Origin of the sequence: Pseudomonas idahonensis (assembly GCF_037903935.1) — a bacterium.
GTDB classification, from domain to species: Bacteria; Pseudomonadota; Gammaproteobacteria; order Pseudomonadales; family Pseudomonadaceae; genus Aquipseudomonas; species Aquipseudomonas danubii.
Genome location: NZ_CP149586.1, coordinates 778,272 through 804,612, shown reverse-complemented (window position 1 = coordinate 804,612; position 26,341 = coordinate 778,272). Strand labels below are relative to the sequence as shown.

The following is a 26,341-nucleotide window of genomic DNA, read 5'->3' as shown; positions in this document are numbered from 1 at the left end:
TGCGGCGACCCTGGATCAGCAGACAGGGCAACACTGAGCTGGCTAACCTGAACCCACTTTCAGAGGAGCCGGCCACCATGCCTGCGACCCGTACCTGGTTAAAAAATCCCCTGGCCATCTTTACCGGCAATGCCCTCGACGCCCGTGGCGGCCTGGTCGTGCAAGACGGTCTGATCGTTGAAGTCCTGGGCCTGGGCCAACAGCCTGCGAGCCCTTGCCAACAGGTCTTCGATGCCCGCGAGCACGTGTTGCTGCCGGGCCTGATCAACACCCACCATCACTTTTACCAAACCCTGACCCGGGCCTGGGCGCCGGTGGTCAACCAGCCGCTGTTCCCCTGGCTCAAGACCCTGTACCCGGTCTGGGCGCGGCTGACCCCGGAAAAACTCGCCCTGGCCACCAAAGTGGCGCTGGCCGAACTGCTGCTTTCCGGTTGCACCACCGCCGCCGACCATCACTACCTGTTCCCGGACGGTCTGGAAAACGCCATCGACGTACAAGTCGAAAGCGTGCGTGAACTGGGCATGCGCGCCATGCTCACCCGCGGTTCCATGAGCCTTGGCGAAAAGGACGGCGGCCTGCCACCGCAACAGACCGTGCAGGAAGGCCAGGTGATTCTCGACGACAGTCAGCGCCTGATTCACCAGTACCACGAGCGTGGCGACGGCGCGCAAATCCAGATTGCCCTGGCGCCGTGCTCGCCGTTCTCGGTGACCCCGGAAATCATGTCGGCCAGCGCCGAACTGGCCAACGGACTCGATGTGCGCCTGCACACTCACCTCGCCGAGACCCTCGACGAAGAAGACTTCTGCCTGCAGCGCTTCGGCCTGCGCACCGTGGATTACCTGGACAGCGTCGGCTGGCTCGGTCCGCGTACCTGGCTGGCCCACGGCATCCACTTCAACCCGGATGAAATCGCCCGCCTGGGCGCTGCCGGCACCGGCATCTGCCATTGTCCGAGTTCGAACATGCGCCTGGCCTCCGGCATCTGCCCCAGTATCGAGCTGACCGATGCGGGGGCGCCGCTTGGCTTGGGCGTGGATGGCTCGGCATCCAATGATGCCTCGAACATGATCCTCGAAGCCCGTCAGGCGCTGTACATCCAGCGTCTGCGCTACGGCGCCGAGAAGATCACCCCGGAGCGCGTATTGGGCTGGGCGACCCAGGGTTCGGCAAGCCTGTTGGGCCGCACCGACATCGGCGAACTGGCGGTGGGCAAGCAGGCGGACCTGGCGTTGTTCAAGCTTGATGAGCTGCGTTTCTCGGGTAGCCATGATCCGGTTTCGGCGCTGCTGTTGTGCGGCGCGGATCGAGCGGACCGGGTCATGATTGGTGGCAAGTGGCGGGTGATTGATGGCCAGGTCGAAGGGCTGGACCTGAAAAACCTGATCGCCGATCACAGCCAGGCGGCCCGGCAGTTGATCGCTGGTAGCTGATCGTTGACTCCAACGGCGAGGGACCCGATCCCTCGCCTGCGCCTTAAGCGGAATCGGATTGAGGAAACATGTTAGTTTCCGCCCTCGAACGAACCGCTATAGGGACATTACGTGAAACAAAAGTACGGACTGGCGCTCTGCGTCGCGCTGCTGATTTCAGGCTGCGAGAAACAGGAGGTTGCTGGCCCGCCCAGCAAAGTGCTGTCCCCTGAAAAAGTGGCAGAAATTGCTTCGACCATCAGCCGCAAATACCCGAATCTGTCCCCACAAAACCGCGATGCCGTACTCAACACAGTGATCCGCTCGCTGGACAACATGGTGTTGATTGAAGGGGGCGAATTCCAGATGGGCGATTTCGGTTGGCCCCATGGCTTCGACCCACTTGCCTTGTGCCAATGGCCCTGCGGCGTGGACCCGGCAAAAATGGAGCGGATCAGTCTCGACGTCGATGACGATTTCGTTCACCCGGTCAAATTGAGCAGCTATTACCTGTCCTCGCTGCAAACCACCTTGGGCGATTTTGATCTGTTCTTCCTGGCCCAAGGCAAGCCGCCATTCGACGCTGAACTTCGTAAACGCGAAGACATGAAGCACCTCTACCTTGAAAACCTGCCCGCCCCGGCCTCTCGATCATGGCAAGAGGCCAAGGATTACTGTGGCTGGCTGGCAGACCTCAGCGGCTATCGCGTCGATCTGCCGACCGAGGCGCAATGGGAATATGCGGCGCGCAACCGCGGCCAGCCGGTGATGTTCGCCACCGACAACGGCAATCTGGATTACGGCCGCAACTTCCCGGCCCCTGATGACAATGAAACCTTCGCCGTGGACAGGTTTGTGCCCAATCCGCTGGGCCTCTACAACCTCACCGGCAACGCCAGTGAATGGGTCAACGATTGGTACGATAAACACTACTATCGCGAGTCTCCCGTGGAGAACCCGCAAGGACCTGAAACAGGCATCTATCGGGCGCAACGCGGCGCCAACAACAAGTTTGCCAACGACCCGACCTTTTCTCCTTCGGCCAGCACCGTGCGCCGTTGGCGTTGGGGGGCACTGGCGGCCTGGAATGCCCCCGGTGTCAGCTTTCGCTGCGCCATCCAGTCAGCCCAGCCGCTTTAAAGGCCCAGCAGCGACAGCATGATGAAGGTGGCAAACAGCACGAAGTGAGTCATGCCTTCTATGGCATTGGTTTCACCGTCGTTGAGGTTGATCGCGCTGACGATCAGGGTGATGAACACCATCACTGTCTGCACCGGAGTCATGGCCATCTGGAACGGCTGGCCGGTGTACAAGGCCATGGCCTCCATCACCGGCACCGTGAGGATCACCGTCGACAGGGAGGCGCCCAGCGCCACGTTGACCACCGACTGCATGCGGTTGGCCAAGGCCGCGCGCAGGGCGGTGAGAATCTCCGGCGCGGCGGAAATCGCCGCCACCAGGATCGCCGTGATCACCGGCGGTGCGCCCGTGCCTTCCAGGCCCAGGTCAAGGGTCTTGGACATCACCTCGGCCAGGGCGCCGATCACCACCACCCCGAACACCAGGATGCCGATGCTCCAGGCCAGGTTGACGGCATGGGGCTGTTCCTGGGCCTCTTTAGCACGGCGCTTTTCCGGGTAGCTATAGCTGAAGAAGTAACTGTGCGGCCCGACCTGCATGCGCAGGAACAGGGTGTAGAGCACCACCATGGCGCCGATGGTGAAGGCCGAGTAGATCTTCCAGTCGGCTTCGGGGATGAACTCAGGCACCACCATCGACACGCCCATGGCGGTGAGGATCATCACGCTGTAGGTGCGCGCCGAATCGTCGTTGTAAGGCTGCTCGCCGTGCTTGATGCCGCCCATCAACGCGGCCAGGCCGAGGATGCCATTGATGTCCAGCATCACCGCCGAATAGATGGTGTCGCGCACCAGGGTCGGCGAGGCTTCGTTGCTCATCATGATGGCCAGGATCACCACCTCCACCAGCACCGCGGCCAGGGTCAGGATCATGGTGCCGTAGGGGTCGCCGACCTTTTCCGCCAGCCGTTCGGCGTGGTGGGCAACGCGCATCGAGGCGATGACGATAAAGCCGATCAGCACCAGCCCGGCCATCAGGGCAATGCCTTGGCCGCTATTGAGCAACAGGTGTTCCAGGGGATAGGCGGCCACGGCAGCCAGCAGCGCAAGCAGCAGAAACTGTTCTTGCTTGAGGGAAGTGAGCATCGCAGTCCTTTGACGGAAATAAAAACCAGTACAGGAGATGAGTAAAAGACTGCTTCGGGTCACTAACGTTTCGTTACATGTCAGTGCACCAGGCTCAGGCGCCGCGCACCGGGATGGATCTTGAACAGCCCTTCGCCGGCAAGCCGGCTCCTACATTCCAACGCCGTAGGAGCTGGCTTGCCAGCGAAAAGCGCGCCCCAAAGCCCCCGTAGAAACCGCCTCGCCGGCGCAACCGCCCTCTTTGTTGTCCTGTTGGTCAGCTATTTGCATTGCCCTTAAGCGCTTGCCGACCCAGTCCTCCCCCACAACAAGATGGAGCTCCAATTCATGCATACACGCCCGTTGCACAAGCTGCTCTGCGCCCTGGCCGCCGCTGTCGGCCTGAGTGCCAGTCTCGCCGCCAGCGCTGCCGATCCGCTGAAGGTCGGCTTCGTCTACATCGGTCCCATCGGTGACCACGGCTGGACCTATCAGCATGAACAAGGACGCAAGGCACTGGCGGAAAAATTCGGCGAGCAGATCAAGACCAACTACGTCGAGAACGTGGCCGAAGGCGCCGACGCCGAGCGGGTGATCCGCAACATGGCCAAGGATCATTACGACCTGATCTTCACCACCTCCTTCGGCTACATGAACCCCACCCTGAAAGTCGCCAAGCAGTTCCCCAAGGTGACCTTCGAACACGCCACCGGCTACAAGCAGGACAAGAACCTCGGAACCTACCTGGCACGCACTTACGAGGGCCGTTATGTCGGCGGCTTCCTCGCGGCAAAGATGACCAAGACCAAGAAGATCGGCTACGTCGCCTCCTTCCCGATCCCGGAAGTGATCCGCGACATCAACGCCATCCAGCTAGCCCTGAACAAGTACAACCCGGGCACCGAGATCAAAGTGGTGTGGGTCAACTCCTGGTTCGACCCGGGCAAGGAAGCCGACGCCGCCAACGCCCTGATCGACCAGGGCGCCGACGTGATCTTCCAGCACACCGACAGCCCGGCGCCGATCCAGGCCGCAGAACGCCGTGGCGTGTATGCGGTGGGCTACGCCTCGGACATGGCCCACTTTGGCCCCAAGGCGGTGCTGACCTCCATCGTCAACAACTGGGCCCCCCATTACATCCAGGCCACCCAAGGGGTGCTGGACCACAGCTGGACATCCCAGGACTACTGGGGCGGCCTGAAAGAAGGTACGGTTGAGCTGCCCCTCAGCGACCTGCTGCCGGCCCCGGTGAAAGCCGAGGCCGAGCAGATCATCGCCAGCATCAAGAGTGGCCAGTTCCACCCGTTCACCGGCCCGATCAAGGACCAGGGCGGGACAGAAAAAATCCCTGCGGGGGTCAGCGCCAGCAATGCCGAACTGGCCTCGATGAACTACTACGTCGAAGGCCTGAAGGCAGACCTCCCCAAATAAGCTGGTCGTCGCTGCCGGAGCACCCGCCAGCGACGACGGACCGCCAACAGGATGGGAGCCTTTTCATGCATCAACTGCCGATCATCGATATCAGCCCGCTGTATCAGGAGGCCCAGCCAGGCTGGGACAGTGTCGCCAAACAGATCGACCGCGCCTGTCGCGAATGGGGCTTCTTCTACATCAAGGGCCACCCGATCAGCGCACAACGCATCGAGCAATTGCTGGCCATGGCCAAGCACTTCTTCGCCTTGCCCAGCGCCGAGAAACTCAAGATCGACATCACCCAGAGCCGCCACCATCGCGGCTACGGCGCCATCGCCACCGAGCAGCTGGACCCGGGCAAGCCCAGCGACCTCAAGGAAACCTTCGACATGGGCCTGCATCTGCCGAATGACCATCCCGAGGTAGTGGCGGACAAGCCCCTGCGCGGCCCCAACCGCCACCCGGACCTGTCCGGCTGGAAAGACCTGATGGAGCAGCACTACCAGGACATGCAGGCCCTGGCCCAGACCCTGCTGCGGGCCATGACCCTGGCCCTGGGCATCGAACGCGACTTCTTCGACCGCCGCTTCCAGGACCCGGTCAGCGTGCTGCGGCTGATCCACTATCCGCCGCGCCACACCGCCAGCAGCACCGAGCAGCAAGGCGCCGGCGCCCACACCGACTATGGCTGCATCACCCTGCTCTACCAGGACGCCGCCGGTGGCTTGCAGGTACGCAACGTTCAGGGGCAGTGGATCGACGCGCCGCCCATTGCAGGCACCTTCGTGGTCAACCTGGGCGACATGATGGCGCGCTGGAGCAACGACCGTTACCTGTCGACTCCGCACCGGGTCATCAGCCCGCTGGGGGTGGACCGCTACTCGATGCCGTTCTTCGCCGAACCGCACCCGGACACCCGCATCGAATGCCTGCCCGGCTGCCAGGACGCGGAGCATCCGGCCAAGTATCCGCTGACCACCTGCGCCGAATTCCTGCTCTCGCGTTTTGCCGATACCTACGCCTATCGCCGGGAGCTGGAGCAGGCCTGATCGCCCACTCGGTCAGGTTTTGCCGAACAATCGCGCCGCCAGATGTAGAATGGCGGCTTTTTCGGGCCCGGTGAAAACCTGGCGATCGCCGCAACCGCCGCCAGTTCCCCAGAGAAGGGCACGGCCCCGGCAGCGCATCACACTTCGCAGCGCCCACCTGCACCTGATGAGACAACACCATGTATGACTGGCTGAACGCCTTGCCCAAGGCCGAGTTGCACCTGCACCTGGAAGGCTCCCTGGAGCCGGAACTGCTGTTCGCCCTGGCCGAACGCAACAAGATCGCACTGCCCTGGAGCGACGTCGAAACCCTGCGCAAGGCCTACGCCTTCAACAACCTGCAGGAGTTCCTCGACCTGTATTACCAGGGCGCCGATGTGCTGCGCACCTCACAGGACTTCTACGACCTGACCTGGGCCTACCTGCTGCGCTGCAAAGAGCAGAACGTGATTCACACCGAGCCGTTCTTCGATCCGCAGACCCACACCGACCGTGGCATCCCGTTCGGAGTGGTGCTCAACGGCATCGCCGCCGCGCTGAAAGACGGCGAGCAGCAACTGGGCATCACCAGCGGCCTGATCCTCAGCTTCTTGCGTCACCTGAGCGAAGAAGAGGCACAGAAGGCCCTCGACCAGGCGCTGCCGTTTCGCGATGCGTTCGTTGCCGTCGGCCTGGACAGCTCGGAAATGGGCCACCCGCCGAGCAAGTTCCAGCGGGTCTTCGACCGTGCGCGCAGTGAAGGCTTCCTGACCGTCGCCCATGCCGGCGAGGAAGGCCCGCCCGAGTACATCTGGCAAGCCCTGGACCTGTTGAAGATCCAGCGCATCGACCACGGCGTGCGCGCCTTCGAAGACGAGCGGCTGATGCAGCGCATCATCGACGAACAGATCCCGCTGACCGTGTGCCCGCTGTCCAACACCAAGCTCTGCGTGTTCGACCACATGTCCCAGCACAACATCCTGCAAATGCTCGAGCGCGGGGTGAAGGTCACGGTCAACTCCGATGACCCGGCGTACTTCGGCGGCTACGTCACCGAGAACTTCCACGCCTTGTACACCGACCTGGGCATGACCCAGGACCAGGCCCAGCGCCTGGCGCAGAACAGCCTGGATGCGCGGCTGGTCAAGCCGTAACAGCCTTCGCCGGCCAGCCGGCTCCTACACGAACCTGTAGGAGCCGGCTTGCCGGCGAACAGCTCCCCCCTCTCTATCACCCCCCCGCCTCGCTCAACGCCTCCAGCGTCTTGCCCCGGGTCTCCATCCCGAACAGCCAGACCACTCCCGCCGCCACCACAAAGCACGCCGCCCCCAAGGCAAACACCCCGCCCTGCCCGGTGATGGGAAACACCAGCCCGGTCACCAACGGCCCCAGCAGCGAACCGATCCGGCCAACGGCCGAAGCAAAGCCCGAACCCGTAGCCCGGGCAGACGTCGGGTACAGCTCGGGCGTGTAGGTGTAGAGCACCGCCCACATGCCGAACAGGAAGAACTGCATCAGCAGGCCGGTGCCGATCAACAGGCTGACGTTGCCGCCAAACACCGCGCTCTGCCCGTAGAAGAAGGCCATGATCCCGCCGCCGAGCAAGGTGACGATGCACACCGGCTTGCGCCCCCAGCGCTCCACCAGCCAGGCGGCCATGAGGAACCCGGGAATCCCGCCCAGGGAAATCAGCACCGTGTAGTACACCGACTGGGTCACGGCAAAACCGGACTGTTGCAGCAAGGCGCTGAGCCAGGACGTCAACCCGTAGAACCCCAGCAATGCGAAGAACCACAGGCTCCAGATCATCATCGTGCGTTGCCGATACAGGGGCGACCAGATCTGTTTCAGCGCGGAGAAAAAATGCCCCGGCGCACTGTCGATGCGTGGCAGGCGTACCGGTTCCGGCAACGGGGCGCCACCCAGGGCAGCCCGCACCTTGTCCTCGATGCCCAGCAGCACCCGGTCGGCCTCGGCATGGCGCCCAGCCTGCTCCAGCCAGCGCGGCGACTCGGGAATGAAGAAGCGGATCACCAGCACGAACACTGCCGGAATCGCCAGCACCAGGAAGATGTCGCGCCAGCCGATCAGCGGCAGGAGGAAGTACGACAGCGCACCGGCCGCCACAAAACCCAAGGGCCAGAAGCCGTCCATCAAGGCGATGTAGCGCCCGCGTCGTTGCGCCGGAATCATCTCCGAGAGCATCGATTGGGCGATGGGAAACTCCATGCCCATGCCGATGCCCAGCAGCACCCGGAACAGGGTCAGGCTGTCCACGCTCTGGGCGGTGGAACACAGGTAACTGGCCACGCCCCAGAGCACGATGCTCCATTGGAACACCGGCTTGCGCCCGAAGCGGTCAGCGAGCATGCCCGACAGCGAGGCGCCGAGCACCATGCCGAAGAAGCTGGAGCTGGCCAGCAGGCCGGCCTGGGCCGAGCTCAGGCCGAACTCGGTTTTGATCGACCCCAGCAGGAAGGTCATCATCGCCAAATCCATGGAGTCGAAGAAAAACGCCAGGGCAATGATGATGAAGATCACCCGGTGATAACCGCTGATGGGTAAGCGCTCCAGGCGCTCTGCGGCGCTGTATCCCTGTATGCCCATGCCCTGTTCCCCCGATTGAATGCACGACCCGTCGAGTGTGCGGGATCGAAGCGGGGGGTGATGGCTGAGGGCGACCTGTTCGCGTCCGGCAGCGACGCCGAGGGCGCGGCACCTGGGTTCGCCGGCAACCCGGCTCTTACGGGCGGCGGGCGCTGATCTGGGCGCAGCGCTCCTGGAGCATGTCCCGCAGCAGCTTGACCGGTTTGCTCAAGTGCGCGCGATGGGTGCACAAAAGGTTCAGCGACGCGCCTTCGCAACGCAACTCCGGCAACAGCACCTGCAAGCGGCCGGCCAGCACGTCGGCGGCCACATCCAGCCAGGACTTGTAGGCAATCCCTTCGCCGGCCACCGCCCAGCGCCGCACTACATCGGCATCGTCACTCAGGCGGTCGCCGCTGACGGTCAGGCTCACCTCGCGCTTGCCGTCATAAAAACTCCAAAGGTCGTGGGCCCGGCTGTCGAGCATGTACAGCAGGCAGTTGTGCTGGGCCAGTTGCTCCAGCTGGCGCGGCTCGCCGTGCCGGGCCAGGTAGCTGGGGGCCGCACACAGGACCCGGAGATTGTCCGGGGCTATCGGCAGTGCCACCAGACTGGAGTCCTCCGGCTCACCGTAGCGCAGGGCAATGTCCACCGGCTGGCGGAACAGATCGGCAATCCGGTCCCCCAGCAGCAGGCGCACGCTGAGCTTGGGATGCTCGCGCTGGAACTCGTCGAGCCAGGGCAGCAGCAGGTTGCGACCAAAGTCAGAGGGCGCGGAAAGCTGCAACACGCCGCTGACCTGATCCTGTCCGCTGGCCAGCAAGCGCCGCCCTTCATCCAGGTTGCTCAAGGCGGCGCGGGCGTATTCAAGAAAGCCCTCGCCCTCGGCCGTCAGACGCAGGCTGCGGGTGGAACGGGCCAGCAAACGCGCCCCCAAGTGTTCTTCGATGCGCTTGAGGGCGGCGCTGGCCACCGCCGGCGACAGGTCCATGACCCGGGCCGCCGCCGACAGGCTGCCCAGGTCCGCGGCCCGCACGAACAGTTGCAGGTCATCGAATCGCAGCATGGATCCACCCCTGGATTATCAAAAAAATATTGAAAGAGACTGCTCTTTTAGCCGGTTTTATCTTCAGGAGAAATAGCCAATTATCTGCCCATCACCTGACAGCCCAAAGGTAAACACCATGTCCCAAGCCTTTACCGCCATCGCGACCCTGATCGCCAAGCCTGACCAGCACAACGTCCTCAAGCACGAACTCAGTGCCCTGGTACACCCCAGCCGTGCCGAGACCGGCTGCCAGTACTACCAATTGCATCAGGACGCCGAACAGCCGGGCACCTTCTACGTTCTGGAACGCTGGGACGATGAGGCCGCCCTGGAGTTTCACAACAACACCCCGCACTTCCAGCATTTCCTCAACCAGACCCGCGAGGCGATCGAGCACTTCGAACTCAAGCGCCTGCAACTGATCGTCTGACCCTCACTCTGCACTCAACAGGAATTCAGCATGAAAGCCATCGCCTACTACACATCCCTACCAATCGACGACCCCAAGTCCCTGCAAGACATCGAGCTGCCGGAGCCGGTCGCCGGCCCTCGCGACCTGCTGGTGGAGGTCAAGGCCATCTCGGTCAACCCGGTGGACACCAAGGTCCGCCAGAACGTCCAGCCCGAAGGCGGCGCCGCCAAGGTGCTGGGCTGGGACGTGGCCGGCGTGGTCAAGGCCGTGGGCAGCGAGGTCAGCCTGTTCAAGGTCGGCGACCGGGTGTTCTACGCCGGCTCCATCGCCCGGGCCGGAGGCAACAGCGAGCTGCACACCGTGGATGAACGGATCGTCGGCCATATGCCCAAGAGCCTGGGTTTTGCCGAAGCCGCGGCCCTGCCGCTGACCGCGATCACGGCCTGGGAACTGCTGTTCGAACGCCTGCAAATCAGCCAGGACCGCAGCGACCAGGGCCAGAGCCTGCTGATTGTCGGCGCCGCCGGCGGGGTCGGTTCGATCCTCACCCAACTGGCCCGGCAACTGACCGGCCTCAAGGTGATCGGCAGCGCCTCCCGGGAGCAGACCCAAGCCTGGGTCCGCGAGCTGGGCGCGCATGGCGTGGTGGATCACCGTCAGCCACTGAGCGCCGAGCTCAAGCGCATCGGCATCAATCAGGTGACCCACGTCGCCAGCCTGACCCAGACCGACACCCACCTTGATGAGTTGGTGGAAGCCCTGGTGCCCCAGGGCAAACTGGCCTTGATCGACGACCCGAAAAGCCTCGACGTGACCAAGCTCAAGCGCAAGAGCCTGTCCCTGCACTGGGAGTTCATGTACACCCGCTCGCTGTTCGAGACCGCCGACATGCAGGAACAGCACGTGCTGCTCAACAAGGTCGCCGAGCTGATCGACGCCGGCACCCTGAAGACCACGGTGGGCGAGCATTTCGGCCAGATCAATGCGGCCAACCTGCGCCGCGCCCACGCCTTGCTGGAGAGCGGCACGGCCAAGGGCAAGATCGTCCTGGAAGGTTTCTAAGGGCTGAACGCACGGCGGCCATCGCGCACAAAAGCCCGATGGCCGCCGTCAGTCCGAGAGTTGATTTCGGTCATATTTGTGACCGTATTCGGGTCTACACTGGCAGCCCTTGCATCGCACTCTTTTACCGTTAGGAGGTCAGCAATGAAGATCCTGATAAAAGAATTGGCAAACCCTCAAGGCTCCCAATGGCAGGTCCGTCTCGACCAGCACGCGGTGACTTTCCGCAGTGAAGCCGAGGCCCGGGCTTTCACCCAGACCCTGCAAGCACGCCTGCAAGCCCCTCACCCGATTCCCCAGAGTCAGCGCGCCGTCGGCTGACTCAGAGCTCGGCGGCTTTCAAGGCCCGGGCATTCTGCAAACGCCGGGTCATGACCGCCATGCTCACCGCCAGAACACCACACAGGCTGATGACCATGGCCATCGGCATGGCGCTGCCATCGTGCAACACACCCACCAGATAGGCAGCGCCCGCAGCGACGCTGAACTGCAGGCAACCGAGCATCGCCGAGGCGCTGCCGGCCCGCGCGCCCTGGCCGTTCATGGCACAGGCCGCCGCGTTGGGAATGATGCAGCCCAGGCTGGCGATGCACACGAACAAGGGCAGCAACAGCGGCCAGAGCTCACTCGTATGCAGGGCGCTGACTGCCAGCAAGGTCAACCCGGCCGCCAGGTAGATCCACACGGTACGGGCCAGCAGGAAGGCCGGACCACGCTTGGCCAACAGCCGCGCATTGATCTGCGCCACCAGGATAAAACCGCCGGCATTGATCCCGAAGAACCAGCCGAAATGCTCCGCCGGCACGCCATAAAGCTTGATAAAGACAAAGGGCGAGCCGGCGATATAGGAAAACATCCCGGCGATGGCGATGCCGCCGGTCAGGGCGTGACCGAGAAAGACCCGGTCCGCCAGCAACAGGCCGTACTGGCGCAACGCGCCGGACAACGGTAGGCGCGGGCGCGTGGCCGGCATGCTCTCCGGCAGACCCAGGGCCACCGCCAATCCCGACAGGGCGCTGAACACCGTGAGCATGATGAAGATCGATTGCCAACCGTAGAGGTTGACCAGCAGGCCGCCGAGCATCGGTGCCAGGATCGGCGCCAGGCCCATCACCAGCATCAACTGGGAGAACACCTTGGCCGAACCCACGGCATCGCACTTGTCGCTGACCACTGCGCGGGATATCACCATCCCGGCGCAACCGCCCAGGGCCTGGACGAAGCGCGCGCCAATCAGCCACTCCAGGTTGGGCGCATAGGCGCAGGCCAGTGAGGCCAGGGTGAACAGCCCCACTCCCACCAGCAACGGCAGGCGCCGACCAAAACGGTCGGCCACAGGACCATAGGCCAGCTGCCCAATGGACAATCCAAGGAAATAGGCGGCCAAGGTCAGTTGGACGTGTTTTTCATCGGTGCCGAAAGCCAGGGCCATCGAGGGAAAGGCCGGCAGATAAAAGTCGATGGCCAGAGGGCCAAAAGCGCTCAAGGCGCCGAGAATCAGGATTGTGCGCAGGTTCATGGCATCCAAGCGAGCGTTGGTCAGCGGTCGCACAGTCTAGCTGCGCTTGGACGCCTTGAACATTCCGATAGGTCGCTAACTATTAAAAAGACTCAAGCAACCTGGACGGCGTAGCCTTCCTCGCTGATCAGATTGATCACCTCTTCGCTGGACAGGCGACTCTCGACCCCCACTTCCTTGGCCGCCAGATCCACCCGCACGGTGGCCGCCGGGTCCTTGCTCTGCAGCGCCTGAGTGATGGCCCGCACGCAGTGGCCGCAGGACATGCCTTGAACATTGAATACTTGCATCGCGCTTCTCCTGTATTGGGATGCACGCAGTCTTGTCCTTGCCACCGTGGCAAGGTCAAGTTCCGGATTGAACTGCCGGGCTGGAAATCGGCGCCGCGCTCCGCCAAGCTGCACGTCTTATGACATCACAGCAGGAGATTCAGCCATGCGCTGGTCAACTTTCAGCTTCGTCGGCCTCCTTGGTCTGTTGGCGGCAACGCCACCGGCACTGGCCGCCGGAGAAGACTACGGCGTACTGATCATTTCCCGGGAGCGGCTGGAAGTCGCCACCTCCTGCGAGATCGGCCTGTACATCCAGGACCAGCTCGCCGGTCGGCTGTTCCAGGAACAGAGCGCCTCCTTCAACCTGCCGCCGGGCAAAGTGTCCCTGCGCCTGAAACTGCTGCCGGGCCAGGCGCCGGGCTGCAACCCTGGCCTGCTCGCCCCGGGTTCCCAGGACATCAGCGTGCGGGCCGGCGACGTGCTGAAGTTCCGCATCGCCAGCAACGCCTCGGGCATGTACCTCAAGCCCACCGCCCTGGACTACTGACGCTGCGCCCTCCACACGCCTTGCGTCCTGCAGCGCAAGGCGTGCTCCTGCTCCCCCCTGGGACAAAATGAAGCACCCTGGCAATGCCCGCTTGACCTTGCCTGCATGGCAAGGTTGATCCTGTGGGCAACATTTACAGGGAGTGTCAGCCATGCCTGAATCAACCACCTTCGACCTGCCGATTGCCGGCATGACCTGCGCCAGTTGCGCCGGTCGTGTGGAGCGTGCCTTGGCCAAGGTCGCCGGTATACGCGCGGTCAGCGTCAACCTCGCCACGGAACAGGCCCGGATCGAAGCCCCCGGGGACAGTCTGCCGGCCCTGCTGGAAGCGGTGGAAAATGCCGGTTACAGCGTGCCGGTGCAGTCCATTGAATTGACCATCGGCGGCATGACCTGCGCCACCTGTGCCGGACGCGTAGAACGCGCCTTGAACAAACTTCCCGGGGTCCGCAGCGCCAGCGTCAACCTGGCCACCGAGCGCGCCCACGTCGAACTGCTGGGCCAGGCCGACCCAACGCTGCTGATCAATGCCGTGACCCAGGCCGGCTACTCAGCCAGCCTGTGGCAGGCCGAGCACAAGCACGGCAACGACCAGCAGCAGAACCTGCGCCGCGAACGCTGGAGCCTGGTCCTGGCGATCCTCCTGGCCCTGCCCCTGGTGCTGCCGATGCTGGTGCAACCCTTTGGCCTGCACTGGATGCTCCCGGCCTGGGCCCAGTTCGCCCTGGCCACTCCGGTGCAGTTCATCTTCGGCGCACGCTTTTATGTCGCCGCCTGGAAAGCCGTGCGCGCCGGCAGCGGCAACATGGACCTGCTGGTGGCCCTGGGCACCAGCGCCGGTTATGGCCTGAGCCTGTATGAATGGGCCACGGCCGCCGCCGGCAGCATGCCGCACCTGTACTTCGAAGCCTCGGCGGTGGTGATCGCTCTGGTGCTGCTGGGCAAGTACCTGGAAAGCCGCGCCAAGCGCCAGACCGCCAGCGCCATCCGCGCGCTGGAAGCCCTGCGCCCCGAGCGGGCAATCCAGGTCATCGATGGGCGCGAGCAGGAAGTCGCCATCAGCGCCCTGCGCCTGAACGACCTGGTGCTGGTCAAACCCGGCGAGCGCTTTCCGGTGGACGGCGAAGTCATCGAAGGCCAGAGCCATGCCGACGAAGCGCTGATCAGTGGTGAAAGCCTGCCGGTGCCCAAGCAGCCCGGGGATAAAGTCACCGGCGGCGCCATCAACGGCGAAGGCCGCCTGCTGGTACGCACCCTGGCCCTCGGCGCGGAAACCGTGCTGGCACGGATCATTCGCCTGGTGGAAGACGCCCAGGCCGGCAAGGCACCGATCCAGAAGCTGGTGGACAAGGTCAGCCAGGTGTTCGTGCCCACCGTGCTGGTGCTGGCGCTGATCACCCTGGTGGGCTGGTGGCTGTATGGCGCGCCCCTGGAAACCGCAGTGATCAACGCCGTCGCCGTGCTGGTGATCGCCTGCCCTTGCGCCCTGGGCCTGGCCACGCCCACCGCGATCATGGCCGGCACCGGCGTGGCCGCCCGCCACGGCATCCTGATCAAGGACGCCGAAGCCCTGGAACGAGCCCATGAAGTCAGCTCGGTGGTTTTCGACAAGACCGGCACCCTGACTTCCGGTACGCCACGCATCGCCCATATGCAGGCCCTGGAAGGCGACGACAACAGCGTGCTGCAACTGGCCGGTGCCCTGCAGCGCGGCAGTGAGCATCCCCTGGCCAAGGCGGTGCTGGACCTGTGCCAGGAACGCCAACTGCCGGTGGCCGATGTCAGCGCCAGCCAGTCCCTGACCGGACGCGGCATCGCCGGCACCCTGGACGGCCGCCAACTGGCCCTGGGCAACCGCCGCCTGCTGGAAGAAAGCGGCCTGACCCCGGGCAGCCTGGCCCAGGCAGCCAAAGACTGGGAACACGAGGGCCGGACCCTGTCCTGGCTGATCGAGCAGAGCCCGCAATCCCGGGTACTGGGCCTGTTCGCCTTTGGCGACACCCTCAAGCCCGGCGCCTTGCAGGCGGTGCAGCAACTGCGCGCGCGGCATATCAGCAGCCACCTGCTGACCGGCGACAACCGTGGCAGCGCCAAGGTCGTGGCCGACGCCCTGGGCATCGACGATGTGCACGCCGAAGTACTGCCGGCGGACAAGGCCGCCACGGTGACAGCACTGAAAAAGACCGGCGTGGTGGCCATGGTCGGCGACGGCATCAACGACGCCCCGGCCCTGGCGGCGGCCGACATCGGCATTGCCATGGGCGGCGGCACCGACGTGGCCATGCACGCGGCCGGCATCACCCTGATGCGCGGCGATCCACGACTGATCCCCGCGGCCCTGGAGATCAGCCGCAAGACCTACGCGAAAATCCGCCAGAACCTGTTCTGGGCCTTCGTCTACAACCTGATCGGCATTCCCCTGGCCGCCTTCGGCCTGCTCAACCCGGTGCTGGCCGGGGCGGCCATGGCCCTGTCCAGCGTCAGCGTGGTGAGCAATGCGCTACTGTTGAAAACCTGGAAACCCAAAGACCTGGAGAACGCCGAATGAACATCGGCCAAGCGGCGCGCAAGAGCGGCCTGAGCGCCAAGATGATCCGTTACTACGAGTCCATCGGCCTGCTCAAGCCGGCCCATCGCAGCGACAGCGGCTATCGCCTGTACGGCGACGAAGACCTGCACAGCCTGGCCTTCATCAAGCGCTCTCGCGATCTGGGCTTTTCCCTGGAAGAAGTGGGCAAGCTGCTGACCCTGTGGCAGGACCGGCAGCGAGCCAGCGCCGATGTAAAGGCCCTGGCGCGCCAGCACATCGATGAGCTCAACCAGAAGATCCGCGAACTGGCCGGGCTGCGCGACACCCTGCAGGACCTGGTGGAGCACTGCCACGGCGACCATCGCCCGGACTGCCCGATCCTCAAGGAACTGGCTTCGGGCAGTTGTTGCGGGTCCTGAGTATTTGCAAGAAGCGATCTCTGTAGCCGCTGCCGAGCCCTGGCGAGGCTGCGAAAAGGCCCGCAGGGCCTTGCTTGGCGATCCCTTGCAAAATTTCAGCGCCCTCAAGATCCTCGCGTCCCTTCGGGCCGTGCGCAGCCTGCGGCAGCGGCTACAAGGTGCCAGGTGCCAGGTGCCAGGTGCCAAGGTGCCAAGGTGCCAGGTAGTTTGCAGGCATAAAAAATCCGGCCAAGGCCGGATTTTTTTATTCCATCACTGCATCCAGGGCGGAGGCGGTGGTTCTTCGGATTTGCCTGGCGGCGCATCGTCCGCCGCCCGCACTGCCTGCCGGCGCTCCTCGTCGAGACGTGCCGCTTCGATCTCGCGGATCACGCTGCCAACATCCGCCAGTTCTTCGGGGTCGTCGAACTCGCCGGTCAGCACACTGCCCGGATGCAAGGTGCCAGCCTCGTACAAGGCCCACATTTCCTTGGCATAACGGGTGTGCTTGAGCTCCGGGGCAAAACGCCCGAAGTAGGACGCCATGTTGCCCACGTCCCGCTCCAGCATGCTGAACGCGTGGTTGTTCCCCGCCGCGTCCACCGCCTGGGGCAGGTCGATGATCACCGGACCGTCCGGCGTCAGCAGCACGTTGAACTCGGACAGGTCACCGTGCACCAGCCCGGTACACAACATCAGCACGATCTGGGAAATCAGGAAGGCGTGATATTCACGAGCCTGGTCCGGTTCCAGCACCACATCGTTGAGCCGCGGCGCCGCGTCGCCGTACTCGTCGGCCACCAGCTCCATCAGCAACACGCCTTCGAGAAAGTCGAACGGCTTGGGCACCCGCACCCCGGCATTGGCCAGACGGAACAAGGCCGCCACTTCGGCGTTCTGCCAGGCGTCCTCGGTTTCCTTGCGACCGAACTTGGAGCCCTTGGCCATGGCCCGCGCCTGTCGGCTGTTGCGAACCTTGCGCCCCTCCTGATATTCCGCCGCCTGACGGAAACTGCGTTTGTTCGCCTCCTTGTAGACCTTGGCGCAACGTAGCTCGTTACCGCAGCGCACCACATACACAGCTGCCTCTTTACCACTCATGAGTGGGCGCAGCACCTCGTCTACCAGACCGTCTTCGATCAGGGGTTCAATGCGTTTTGGAGTCTTCATCAGCTTTTATTGGGGGTCCCTTGTTACCAAACACGCGAAAGTCACTCGTTATACGGCAATCCTCCCACCACGGGAAAGGGCTGCCGAGCGCCGGACGACAGCAATGCACTCAATGTGCCAGATCCCTGAAGCGCTGCCGCCGAAGATCATAGCCGAGTGGCCAGCGAACAACGTCCGCCATGGCTTGAGAGATTGCCGCCATCCGTCGCACGCCCTTGGCGTCTTCAAGGAGGTTTTTTCTCTGCGCGACTCAATTTTCCGCCGTCCCAGCCGAAGTCATCAGAGACAAAGGGATTTTGTCCGACAATCCAATAAAGACGTCAGCCGCCGGCCAAGGTTCGATCGCTGCCTGCTCGACTTCTGCCTCAGGGACTGCAATCAGCGCCATCTTTCAAGCTGCCAATAATCCGCGAGTCGCCTGCACTTCGTGGTCATACAAGAAAATCTGGAGCGCGGATGAATATCAAACAGAAACTCACCTGGGCCTTCGCCGCCATTGCCTGCCTGCCCGTGGTGCTGGTGGCCACGCTGGTGGTGATCAACCTGCGCAGCGAAGCGCAAAACACCTTTGTCGACGGCAGCGGCCGCGAGATCCGCCAAGTGGCCAATGCCATGCAGCTGTTCTTCGAAGGCATCAGCCAGAACATCGACTACCTGGCAGCCCAACCCTTGCTGACCCAGGCCGGCGGCGATCTCAAGACCTGGATGAGCGCCGATGCCGCCAAGATTCCAGAAGGCGAGCAGGACAAACGCATCTTCGAACTGTTCGCCGCCATGGCCGCCAGCCACCCCGCCTATGCCTATGTGTCCTATGGCGTGAGCAACGGCGGTTACGTCTCCTGGCCCGCCGACCTGAAGCTGGCCAACTACGACCCTCGCGTGCGCCCCTGGTACAAGGCCGCGCTGGCCAGCCCGGGCAAGACCCTGCGCACCGATGCGTACTACTGGGCCCCGGACGATGCGGTGCTGGTCAGTACCGTGCGCTCCCTGGCCAACCAGTTGGGCCCCCAAGGCGGCGTGGTCGCGGTCGATGTGTCGCTCAAGCAGCTCACCGAAATCGTCAAGCAGATCAAGCTGGGCGAGTCCGGCTACCTGATGCTGATGGAAAACAACGGCACGGTGCTGGTGGACCCCAAGCAGCCGGAGCATAACTTCAAGGCCCTGGACAGCCTCGGCGAGGGTTACGCGCAACTGGCCAAGACCGGCAAGGGCCTGGTGCAAGTGGAACTGGGCGGCGAACACTACATGGCCAACGTCTGGCCTTCCGAACAACTGGGCTGGACCTTCATCGGCCTGATCAAGCAGAACGAAGTCATGGGCTCGGCCACCCAGCTGACCTGGATCATCGCCGTGATCGCCGGGGTCCTGGCCGTGTTGTTCGCGGTATTCGGAGCCAGCTTCGCCAGCCTCATCGTGCGGCCGATCCGCAGTGTCGCCAGCGGCCTGGAAGGCATCGCCCAGGGTGAAGGCGACCTGACCCGCAACCTGAATATCCGTGGCAGCGATGAAACCGCGCAACTGGCCAACTGGTTCAACCAGTTCCTCGCGGCGATCCGCAGCCTGATCCAGCACATCGGCCAGGCGGCACAGAAGATTCTCGCCACCTCCCATTCCTCGACCCAAGTTTCCAACGACATGGCCGAAGCCGCCGGACGCCAGCGCGAAGCGGTGGACATGGTGTCCACGGCCTTCCACGAAATGGTAGCCACGGCCAACGAAGTGGCTCGCTCCTGCAGCCAGGCCGCCGAATCGGCAGACAGTGGCCAGCGTCAGGCCCAGGAAGGCCAGCAGCAGATCGACGACGCGGTGCACAGCGTCGACCGCCTGAGCCAGGAGATCGAGCAGTCGGCGCAATCGATGCAGCAACTGGAACGCGACAGCAACGACATCCAGTCGATCCTCGGCACCATCCGCTCCATCGCCGAACAGACCAACCTGCTGGCCCTCAACGCCGCCATCGAGGCCGCCCGGGCCGGAGAGCAGGGGCGCGGTTTTGCCGTGGTGGCCGACGAAGTCCGCGCCCTGGCCAAGCGCACCGCCGATTCCACCGCCGAGATCGACGGGCTGCTGGGCAACCTGGCCAAGCGCACCAGCGCCGTGACCCAGCAGATGCACGCCAGCCTGGAAGTGTCCCAACAGTCGGTGAACCGCATAGGCCTGGCGCGCAACAGTTTCGGACAGATCCGCGAGTCGGTGGACGTGATCCGCGACATGAACACTCAGATCGCCACCGCCGCCGAGGAGCAGCATCAAGTGGCGGAAGACATCAACCGGCACATCAGCCAGATCCATGGCGATGCGCAACGGGTGGCGGAACTGGCCAACGCGGCACGCCTGGACTCCCAGAACTTGGCGGGGCTGTCCAATGAGCTGGACAGCCTGGTACGGCGCTTCAAGACTTGAGGCCCCTTTCGCCGGCAAGCCGGCTCCTACGGATTTGGAGGCACTTCTCTGTAGGAACCGGCTTGCCGGCGAATGCCACGAACCTCAGCGTTCGATGATCGCCGTCACACCCTGCCCACCCGCCGCACAGATCGAAATCAGCCCGCGCCCCTGCCCTGCCACACTCAACAACTTCGCCAGGTTGGCGACAATGCGCCCGCCGGTGGCGGCAAACGGGTGCCCCGCCGCCAGGGAGCTGCCTTTGACGTTAAGCCGGGCGCGATCGATGCGGCCCAGAGGCGCGTCGAGGCCCAGGCGGGTCTTGCAGTAATCCGCGTCCTCCCAGGCCTTGAGGGTGCACAGCACCTGGGCGGCAAAGGCTTCGTGGATCTCGTAATAATCAAAGTCCTGCAGGCTCAGCCCGTTGCGCGCCAGCAAGCGCGGCACGGCATACACCGGGGCCATCAGCAGGCCTTCGGCTCCTTTGATGAAATCCACCGCGCCAGCCTCACCGTCGCGCAGGTAGGCGAGGATCGGCAGGCCGCGCTCCTGGGCCCATTGCTCACTGCCCAGCAACACCAGGGAGGCGCCATCGGTCAGAGGCGTGGAATTGCCCGCGGTGAGGGTGCCCGCGGCACTGCGATCGAAGGCGGGCTTGAGGCTGGCGAGTTTTTCCAGGGTCAGGTCCGGGCGCAGGTTGTTGTCCCGGGTCAGGCCGAGGAAGGGGGTGAGCAGGTCGTCGTGCCAGCCTTCGGCATAGGCGGCGGCCATCTTCTGGTGGCTCTCCAGGGCCAGTTGGTCCTGCTCGCCACGGGGAATGTTCCAGGTCTTAGCCATCTGTTCGCAGTGTTCGCCCATGGACAGGCCGGTGCGTGGCTCACCGTTGCGCGGCAGTTCCGGCTTGAGGTGATGGGGCCGCAACTGCAGCAGGATCTTCAGCTTGTCGCCGGTAGTCTTGGCCCGATTGGCCTGCAACAGGATCTGCCGCAGCCCCTCGTTGACCCCGATCGGCGCATCCGAGGTGGTGTCGACGCCACCGGCGATGCCGCAGTCGATCTGCCCCAGGGCAATCTTGTTGGCCACCAGCAAGGCCGCTTCCAGGCCGGTGCCACAGGCTTGCTGGATGTCGTAAGCCGGGGTGGTGGGCGACAGCCGCGAACCCAGTACGCACTCCCGGGTCAGGTTGAAGTCCCGCGAATGCTTGAGCACCGCCCCCGCCGCCACTTCGCCAAGGCGCAGGCCGTGGAGCTGGTAACGCTCGATCAGGCCCTCCAGGGCGGCCGTGAGCATGGCCTGGTTGCTGGCCGTGGCATACGGGCCGTTGGAGCGGGCGAAGGGAATGCGGTTACCGCCGATAATCGCGACGCGACGCAGCTGTGTCATGGAAAGCTCCCTATTCTATGAGTGCGACTTCGGTGAGTACCTCTCCCACTAGCGTAGGAGGCTTCTCGCAGATCGAACGACTCGGGGCCATTCGTGGTCCACACTTTGAACCCCAGCCTGCGGAGTGCGTTCCATGTCCGACCGTTATATCGACTTCGCCAATTCGTCCATCGGCCAGCGCCTGGTCGGGGCCCTTGGCCTGCCGTCACCGGTACGTCTGGAGCGCTGGCAGGCCGGCCGCCTGCGACCCATCGAAGGCGCTCTGTTGATCGGCGGCGGCGCCATGGCCCAACAGGTGAGCGCCCTGGCACCGCGCCTGACCGATTCGGTCTACAGCTACGGCACCGACCCAACCCTGGCCACGCCCTGGATTCCCGGCCATGGGCCCAAGCTCAAGGCCGTGCTCTTCGATGCCAGCGAACTGCGGCATACCGATCAGCTCAAGCAACTGCGGGAGTTCTTCCAGCCGCTGCTGCGCAGCCTTGAGTCCAGCGCCCATCTGCTGATCCTCGGACGTGCTCCGCACACCCTGGCAGAGCCCTTTGCCGCCAGCGCCCAGCGTGCCCTGGAAGGCTTCAGTCGCTCCCTGGCCAAGGAGCTGCGCAACGGCGCCACCCTGCAACTGCTGTACGTGGCCGAGGGCGCCGAAGAGCAGTTGGAAGGCGCCCTGCGATTCTTTCTCTCGCCCAAGAGCGCCTATGTTTCCGGGCAGGTGATCCACTTGCAGCCCTGCGCCAGTCAGGTCCAGGACTGGAGCCGGCCGCTGGCCGGGCGCAAGGCCCTGGTCACCGGCGCGGCCCGGGGCATTGGCGCGGCCATCGCCGAAACCCTGGCCCGGGACGGGGCCCAGGTACTGTTGCTGGATGTGCCCCAGGCCAAGGCCGACCTGGACGCTCTGGCGGCCCGTCTCGGCGCACGCGCCATCGGCCTGGATATCTGCGCCGAGGACGCCCCGGCCCAGTTGCTCGAACAACTGCCCGAGGGCATCGACATTCTGGTGCACAACGCCGGGATCACCCGGGACAAGACCCTGGCCAACATGACCGCCGAGTTCTGGGACGCCGTGCTGGCGGTGAACCTCAACGCCCCGCAGGTACTGACCCAGGCCCTGCTGGACAGCGGCCGGCTGCACGATCACGGACGCGTGATCCTGTTGGCCTCCATCAGCGGCATTGCCGGCAACCGCGGGCAGACCAACTACGCCGCCAGCAAGGCCGGGCTGATCGGCCTGGCCCAGGCCTGGGCACCGCTGCTCAAGGCCCGGGACATCAGCATCAACGCCGTGGCGCCAGGCTTCATCGAGACCCAGATGACCGCCAAGGTGCCCTTCGCCTTGCGCGAAGCCGGACGCCGCATGAGTTCCCTGGGCCAGGGCGGCCTGCCTCAGGACGTCGCCGAGGCCGTGGCCTGGCTCGGCCAGCCGGGCAGTGGCGCGGTCAGCGGGCAAGCCTTGCGGGTGTGTGGCCAAAGTGTCCTGGGAGCCTGAAGATGACAACGCACTGGCATGAACTGAACCTGCCTGCGCTCTTGCCGCCGCTGTTTCTCAAGGCGGCGCTGAGACGGCGGAGCAATGGCACCGAGTTGCCCGAAGATGGCCTGCGCTGCTGGATCAGCCTGGAGCCCAAACGGCTGGCGGCCTATCGCAAGGTCTGCGGTTTTGCCGACAACGGCCTGCTTCCCGCTACCTATCCCCATGTGCTGGCCTTCGCCCTGCAAATGCAGCTGCTGACCGCCCAGAACTTCCCCTTCCCGTTGCTGGGGCTGGTCCATCTGGCCAACCGGATTCGAGTGTTGCGCCCCATGGGCAACGTCAGTAGCGTGCGCATCGGCGTCCGGGTGGACAACCTGCAACCTCACGCCAAGGGGGCGGTGTTCGATCTGGTGACCACCGTGGACGATCTGCTGGGGCCGCTCTGGGAAGCCGAAAGCCAGATGCTCTGTCGCACAGTCAAGTTGCCCGGAGAACCTGCCGCGCCGCTTCCAGCATTGGGCGAAGGCCTGAACGAGGTGAGCCGCTGGCAGGCCGAAAGCAATATCGGCCGGCGCTACGCCAGGGTCTCTGGTGACTACAACCCTATCCACCTCAGTGCCTGGAGTGCCCGCCTGTTTGGCTTTCCCCAGGCCATAGCCCACGGTCTGTGGAACAAGGCCATGACCCTGGCAGCACTGAGCGAGCACCTGCCGGCCGCGAATATCGAAGTGTCGGTGCATTTCATCAAGCCCGTGCTGCTGCCCGGAACCGTCCGCTTGCTGGCCAGCGCTGCAGGGTCCAGTGGCGAACTCCAGCTACTGGGCAATGGCGATCTGCAACATATGCAGGGTCGCTGGCAGCCCATCGCCTGAGACGTCATCAACCACGGCGAATAAGCACTACACCGGCGACGATCAGCAGCAATCCGGCAATCTTGCCGAGGCTCACCGGCGCCTCGCGAAAGCCCACCCAACCAAAGTGGTCCAGGGCCAGGGCCATGCTCAACTGACCCGCCAGCACCAGAGCCATGAACAGCAAGGCGCCGATCCGTGGCCCGGCAAAAGCTGCGGTGGTAATGAAAAAGACCCCCAGCAAGCCGCCACACCAGTGCCACCAGGTCAGGCCCTTGAGGGCACTCAACGAGGGCATCTCACGCTGCATCAACACCAGGATCAACAAGGCTGCAGTACCGACAAAAAAGGAAATCAGTGCTGCGGCCAGCACACCGCCGACCTGCTTGGCCAACTGACCATTGATTCCGGCTTGCAGGGCCAGAAAGGCCCCAGCGAAAAACGGCAGGCACAACAGCCACCAGATTGGAATAGGCATCACAGGCTCCAACAGCAATTCGGCCGCGCAGTATAGGCCAGCGCAGATTTGAAAGTCCTCGACACCCATTAACAGAATCTTAGAAAACTGCCGTTCTCTTGAGCAGAAAACAAAATAGATCCCATTAATTGTATATATATAACTTTCGTTTAGAGCTCACGAGCAGTCGCTCCAGACAGAGATACAAGATATTGATTAATAACAACTTATAAAACACAAACTTCACAAACAATACTTTCAAACTAGTCACTTTTAAAGCAGTAGAAAACCAAGAATAAAACTCATTAATACCAAGTTCATAATTGTTCAAAAAGTCTCTCGCGCCTTTCATGTAGACAACGGACGAAGGTATCTCCAGCAATAGAACTGGAGAGCTATCGAAAACAACGAACGTTGTAATAGGTGCAAGGGATACCTCTCATGAAAACTCAATTCGGATGGAAAGCGTGTACAGCACTGGCGATGATCCTGACCCTCAGCCTGGCGGGCTGCAGCGGCGGCGGTGGTGGTCATAAGAGTGGTTCGAGCAGTTCATCTCCAACCAATGCTGACGGTGGCACTGGTGGCGGAACGGGTGGTGGTACTGACGGAGGCACCGGTGGCGGAACGGGCGGTGGTACCGGCGGAGGCACCGGTGGCGGAACGGGCGGTGGTACCGGCGGAGGCACCGGTGGCGGAACGGGCGGTGGTACCGGCGGAGGCACCGGTGGCGGAACGGGCGGTGGTACCGGCGGAGGCACCGGTGGCGGAACGGGCGGTGGTACCGGCGGAGGCACCGGTGGCACGACCAGCACCCTGGTGACCGCCGACGTGGTGGCCGGCGTGGGCACTACCGTAAGCGATGTCGGCGACGGCATCAGCGACCTGGGCGACTCTCTGGCAACCGTTCCAGTGGTCGGCAGCCTGGCCCGCAGTGCCGTCAACACTACCGGTAATGTGGTGGACAGCGTTGGTGAGGGCTTGACCAACGGCCTTGGCAAACTGGGGAGCGATCCCAAGGCCCTGAGCAAGACCACGGCCACCGTCGGCAACGTGGTCGGCGATGTGGGCACCGGAGTCAAGGATCTCAGCGGGCAACTGGCGACGACCACCCAAAGCGTTCCGGTCGTCGGTGGCGTGGTGACCAGGGTGGCCCCGGTACTCAGCGGTGTCGGCACCCGGGTGACCATGCTGGGCAACACCTTGAGTACCGTCACCAGTAGCGGCCCAGTAGGCACCCTGAGCGATGGCGTGGGTGACAAGGTACTGGTACCGGTAGTGAGCATGACAGAAGGCCTGACCGGCAAGGTGGGTAGCACCACCGGCCTGGGCGCACCGGTCAGGGGACTGATCAAAGGCATGACCGATGCTGTGGGTAATACCGGCGATAAGGTCAGCGATATCGGTAATGGCAACCCTGTGACCCACCTGTTGGGCAATACCCTGAGCAACGCCAGCGGCGCCATAAACAGTGCAAGCGGCTACGTCGGCACATCCGGAAGCACTGGCGGTGGTACTGGTCTGAGCGGCACGGGCATGCTGGAAGTCGCAGGCGGTGCAGTGGCCAACCTCGGCAACGGCATCAATACCGGCAACACCAATGGCACGGTCAGCGCAGTGAGCGCCGCCGGCACTGCGGTGGGCGGCCTGGTTGCCTCGGTGGGCGGAGCCCTGGGCGGCCCAGGCACTCCCAACCTGGTAGTCACCGCGCCCCTGGCCAGTGTCGGCGCGAACCTGGGTTCGGCGTTGAATCCGGTCACCAGCTCCGTCACCGGTCTGACCCAGCAAGTGGGCGCAGCCGGCGGCCTGGGTGGCCAGGTCAGCGGTCTGCTGGGCCAAGCGGGCGGGGCTGTGAGCAATGTGGGTACCACTGTTGCCGGTGGCATAGGCGGCAATCAGGTCGGCGGCGCCCTGGGCGGCACCCTCGGCGCAGTGGGCAGCACCGTGGCCTCGGTCGGCGGTCTGGTCAACGGCGGCACTGCCCCCAGCGGCGGTCTGCTCGGTGGGGTCGGAGTCGGGATCGGCGTCGGAGCCAGCGCCAGCGGCAGCGCTTCTACAGGAGCAGGTCTCAACGGTGGCCTGGGTGGTGTGCTGGGTGGTTTGACCGGCGCCCTGGGCGGCCAGAAATAATTTGCACCTGGCCGATTCGACGGCCTCACCTGCAGCGCCTACGCTTGGTTGAGGGCGAGAGGT

Annotated in this window: 23 protein-coding genes and 1 pseudogene; 16 read left to right on the top strand and 8 right to left on the bottom strand. The window is 63.9% G+C overall.

Annotation, left to right across the window (positions count from 1 at the left end):
- Positions 1 to 77: 77 nt before the first annotated feature.
- Positions 78 to 1,436: an 8-oxoguanine deaminase gene (locus WIN67_RS03610; RefSeq protein ID WP_253084190.1), complete on the top strand. Its 1,359-nt coding sequence runs from the start codon at positions 78 to 80 to the stop codon at positions 1,434 to 1,436.
- A gap of 111 nt (positions 1,437 to 1,547) precedes the next feature.
- Complete coding sequence (locus WIN67_RS03605; protein ID WP_258010430.1) at positions 1,548 to 2,555, top strand: formylglycine-generating enzyme family protein; 1,008 nt, start codon at positions 1,548 to 1,550, stop codon at positions 2,553 to 2,555.
- Here WIN67_RS03605 and WIN67_RS03600 read toward each other — a convergent pair.
- Positions 2,552 to 3,640, bottom strand: coding sequence for a calcium:proton antiporter (locus WIN67_RS03600; RefSeq protein ID WP_110595508.1), 1,089 nt, complete (start codon positions 3,638 to 3,640; stop codon positions 2,552 to 2,554). The genes WIN67_RS03605 and WIN67_RS03600 overlap by 4 nt on opposite strands.
- 327 nt (positions 3,641 to 3,967) lie before the next feature.
- Between WIN67_RS03600 and WIN67_RS03595 the strand changes: the two genes are divergently transcribed.
- The 3 genes from WIN67_RS03595 (at position 3,968) to WIN67_RS03585 (ending at position 7,214) form a co-directional block, all read left to right on the top strand.
- A complete protein-coding gene (locus WIN67_RS03595; RefSeq protein WP_170001541.1) occupies positions 3,968 to 5,050 on the top strand; it encodes a BMP family ABC transporter substrate-binding protein in 1,083 nt (360 codons plus the stop codon).
- A gap of 65 nt (positions 5,051 to 5,115) precedes the next feature.
- On the top strand, positions 5,116 to 6,081 hold the full coding sequence (locus WIN67_RS03590) for a 2-oxoglutarate and iron-dependent oxygenase domain-containing protein (protein WP_339070645.1): 966 nt from the start codon (positions 5,116 to 5,118) through the stop codon (positions 6,079 to 6,081).
- A 179-nt stretch (positions 6,082 to 6,260) separates the two neighbouring features.
- Entirely contained in the window at positions 6,261 to 7,214 is a 954-nt protein-coding gene (locus tag WIN67_RS03585; RefSeq protein WP_339070644.1) for an adenosine deaminase, read from the top strand.
- Positions 7,215 to 7,290: 76 nt separating this feature from the next.
- On the opposite strand, the gene WIN67_RS03580 is transcribed toward WIN67_RS03585, so the two are convergent.
- A complete protein-coding gene (locus WIN67_RS03580) occupies positions 7,291 to 8,667 on the bottom strand; it encodes an MFS transporter (protein ID WP_265074138.1) in 1,377 nt (458 codons plus the stop codon).
- A gap of 136 nt (positions 8,668 to 8,803) precedes the next feature.
- Positions 8,804 to 9,712 carry a LysR family transcriptional regulator gene (locus WIN67_RS03575; protein ID WP_102863034.1) on the bottom strand — a complete coding sequence of 303 codons (909 nt, stop codon included), beginning with the start codon at positions 9,710 to 9,712 and terminating at the stop codon, positions 8,804 to 8,806.
- Between the two features lie 118 nt (positions 9,713 to 9,830).
- On the opposite strand from WIN67_RS03575, the gene WIN67_RS03570 reads away from it, so the two are divergent.
- From WIN67_RS03570 to WIN67_RS03560, 3 genes are all read left to right on the top strand, one after another.
- The gene (locus tag WIN67_RS03570) at positions 9,831 to 10,124 is read left to right on the top strand and encodes a putative quinol monooxygenase (RefSeq protein ID WP_102881919.1); all 294 of its coding nucleotides are present in this window, start codon (positions 9,831 to 9,833) and stop codon (positions 10,122 to 10,124) included.
- A 30-nt stretch (positions 10,125 to 10,154) separates the two neighbouring features.
- A complete protein-coding gene (locus tag WIN67_RS03565; RefSeq protein ID WP_110595502.1) occupies positions 10,155 to 11,168 on the top strand; it encodes a zinc-binding alcohol dehydrogenase family protein in 1,014 nt (337 codons plus the stop codon).
- 144 nt (positions 11,169 to 11,312) lie between these two features.
- Entirely contained in the window at positions 11,313 to 11,489 is a 177-nt protein-coding gene (locus WIN67_RS03560) for a hypothetical protein (RefSeq protein WP_162884107.1), read from the top strand.
- 1 nt (position 11,490) lies between these two features.
- Here the strand turns inward: WIN67_RS03560 and WIN67_RS03555 are convergent, their stop codons facing one another.
- Both WIN67_RS03555 and WIN67_RS03550 read right to left on the bottom strand, forming a co-directional pair.
- Positions 11,491 to 12,687: a multidrug effflux MFS transporter gene (locus WIN67_RS03555; protein WP_102863031.1), complete on the bottom strand. Its 1,197-nt coding sequence runs from the start codon at positions 12,685 to 12,687 to the stop codon at positions 11,491 to 11,493.
- Positions 12,688 to 12,779: 92 nt separating this feature from the next.
- A complete protein-coding gene (locus tag WIN67_RS03550; RefSeq protein WP_102863030.1) occupies positions 12,780 to 12,977 on the bottom strand; it encodes a heavy-metal-associated domain-containing protein in 198 nt (65 codons plus the stop codon).
- Between the two features lie 145 nt (positions 12,978 to 13,122).
- On the opposite strand from WIN67_RS03550, the gene WIN67_RS03545 reads away from it, so the two are divergent.
- The 3 genes from WIN67_RS03545 (at position 13,123) to cueR (ending at position 16,455) form a co-directional block, all read left to right on the top strand.
- A complete protein-coding gene (locus tag WIN67_RS03545) occupies positions 13,123 to 13,506 on the top strand; it encodes a hypothetical protein (protein ID WP_110650842.1) in 384 nt (127 codons plus the stop codon).
- Between the two features lie 151 nt (positions 13,507 to 13,657).
- Positions 13,658 to 16,054 carry a heavy metal translocating P-type ATPase gene (locus WIN67_RS03540; RefSeq protein WP_110595501.1) on the top strand — a complete coding sequence of 799 codons (2,397 nt, stop codon included), beginning with the start codon at positions 13,658 to 13,660 and terminating at the stop codon, positions 16,052 to 16,054.
- Positions 16,051 to 16,455: a Cu(I)-responsive transcriptional regulator gene (cueR, locus tag WIN67_RS03535; RefSeq protein ID WP_060837378.1), complete on the top strand. Its 405-nt coding sequence runs from the start codon at positions 16,051 to 16,053 to the stop codon at positions 16,453 to 16,455. The genes WIN67_RS03540 and cueR overlap by 4 nt, the downstream gene beginning before the upstream one ends.
- A 252-nt stretch (positions 16,456 to 16,707) precedes the next feature.
- On the opposite strand, the gene WIN67_RS03530 is transcribed toward cueR, so the two are convergent.
- On the bottom strand, positions 16,708 to 17,604 hold the full coding sequence (locus tag WIN67_RS03530; protein WP_102863027.1) for a PA4780 family RIO1-like protein kinase: 897 nt from the start codon (positions 17,602 to 17,604) through the stop codon (positions 16,708 to 16,710).
- Positions 17,605 to 18,060: 456 nt separating this feature from the next.
- On the opposite strand from WIN67_RS03530, the pseudogene WIN67_RS31035 reads away from it, so the two are divergent.
- Positions 18,061 to 19,149: pseudogene (locus WIN67_RS31035) on the top strand (cache domain-containing sensor histidine kinase); the annotation flags it as partial.
- A 90-nt stretch (positions 19,150 to 19,239) separates the two neighbouring features.
- Positions 19,240 to 20,007 (top strand): methyl-accepting chemotaxis protein, encoded by a 768-nt coding sequence (locus tag WIN67_RS31030; RefSeq protein WP_371826197.1) that lies wholly within the window; start codon positions 19,240 to 19,242, stop codon positions 20,005 to 20,007.
- A gap of 84 nt (positions 20,008 to 20,091) precedes the next feature.
- Here WIN67_RS31030 and WIN67_RS03520 read toward each other — a convergent pair whose 3' ends face one another.
- The gene (locus tag WIN67_RS03520) at positions 20,092 to 21,369 is read right to left on the bottom strand and encodes an acetyl-CoA C-acetyltransferase (protein ID WP_339070643.1); all 1,278 of its coding nucleotides are present in this window, start codon (positions 21,367 to 21,369) and stop codon (positions 20,092 to 20,094) included.
- 133 nt (positions 21,370 to 21,502) lie between these two features.
- On the opposite strand from WIN67_RS03520, the gene WIN67_RS03515 reads away from it, so the two are divergent.
- On the top strand, positions 21,503 to 22,855 hold the full coding sequence (locus WIN67_RS03515) for a 3-oxoacyl-ACP reductase (RefSeq protein ID WP_339070642.1): 1,353 nt from the start codon (positions 21,503 to 21,505) through the stop codon (positions 22,853 to 22,855).
- A 2-nt stretch (positions 22,856 to 22,857) separates the two neighbouring features.
- A complete protein-coding gene (locus tag WIN67_RS03510) occupies positions 22,858 to 23,712 on the top strand; it encodes a MaoC family dehydratase (RefSeq protein ID WP_102881926.1) in 855 nt (284 codons plus the stop codon).
- A gap of 7 nt (positions 23,713 to 23,719) precedes the next feature.
- Here the strand turns inward: WIN67_RS03510 and WIN67_RS03505 are convergent, their stop codons facing one another.
- On the bottom strand, positions 23,720 to 24,169 hold the full coding sequence (locus WIN67_RS03505) for a DMT family transporter (RefSeq protein WP_339070641.1): 450 nt from the start codon (positions 24,167 to 24,169) through the stop codon (positions 23,720 to 23,722).
- Positions 24,170 to 24,589: 420 nt separating this feature from the next.
- Between WIN67_RS03505 and WIN67_RS03500 the strand changes: the two genes are divergently transcribed.
- Complete coding sequence (locus WIN67_RS03500; RefSeq protein WP_339070640.1) at positions 24,590 to 26,278, top strand: collagen-like triple helix repeat-containing protein; 1,689 nt, start codon at positions 24,590 to 24,592, stop codon at positions 26,276 to 26,278.
- Positions 26,279 to 26,341 lie beyond the last annotated feature (63 nt).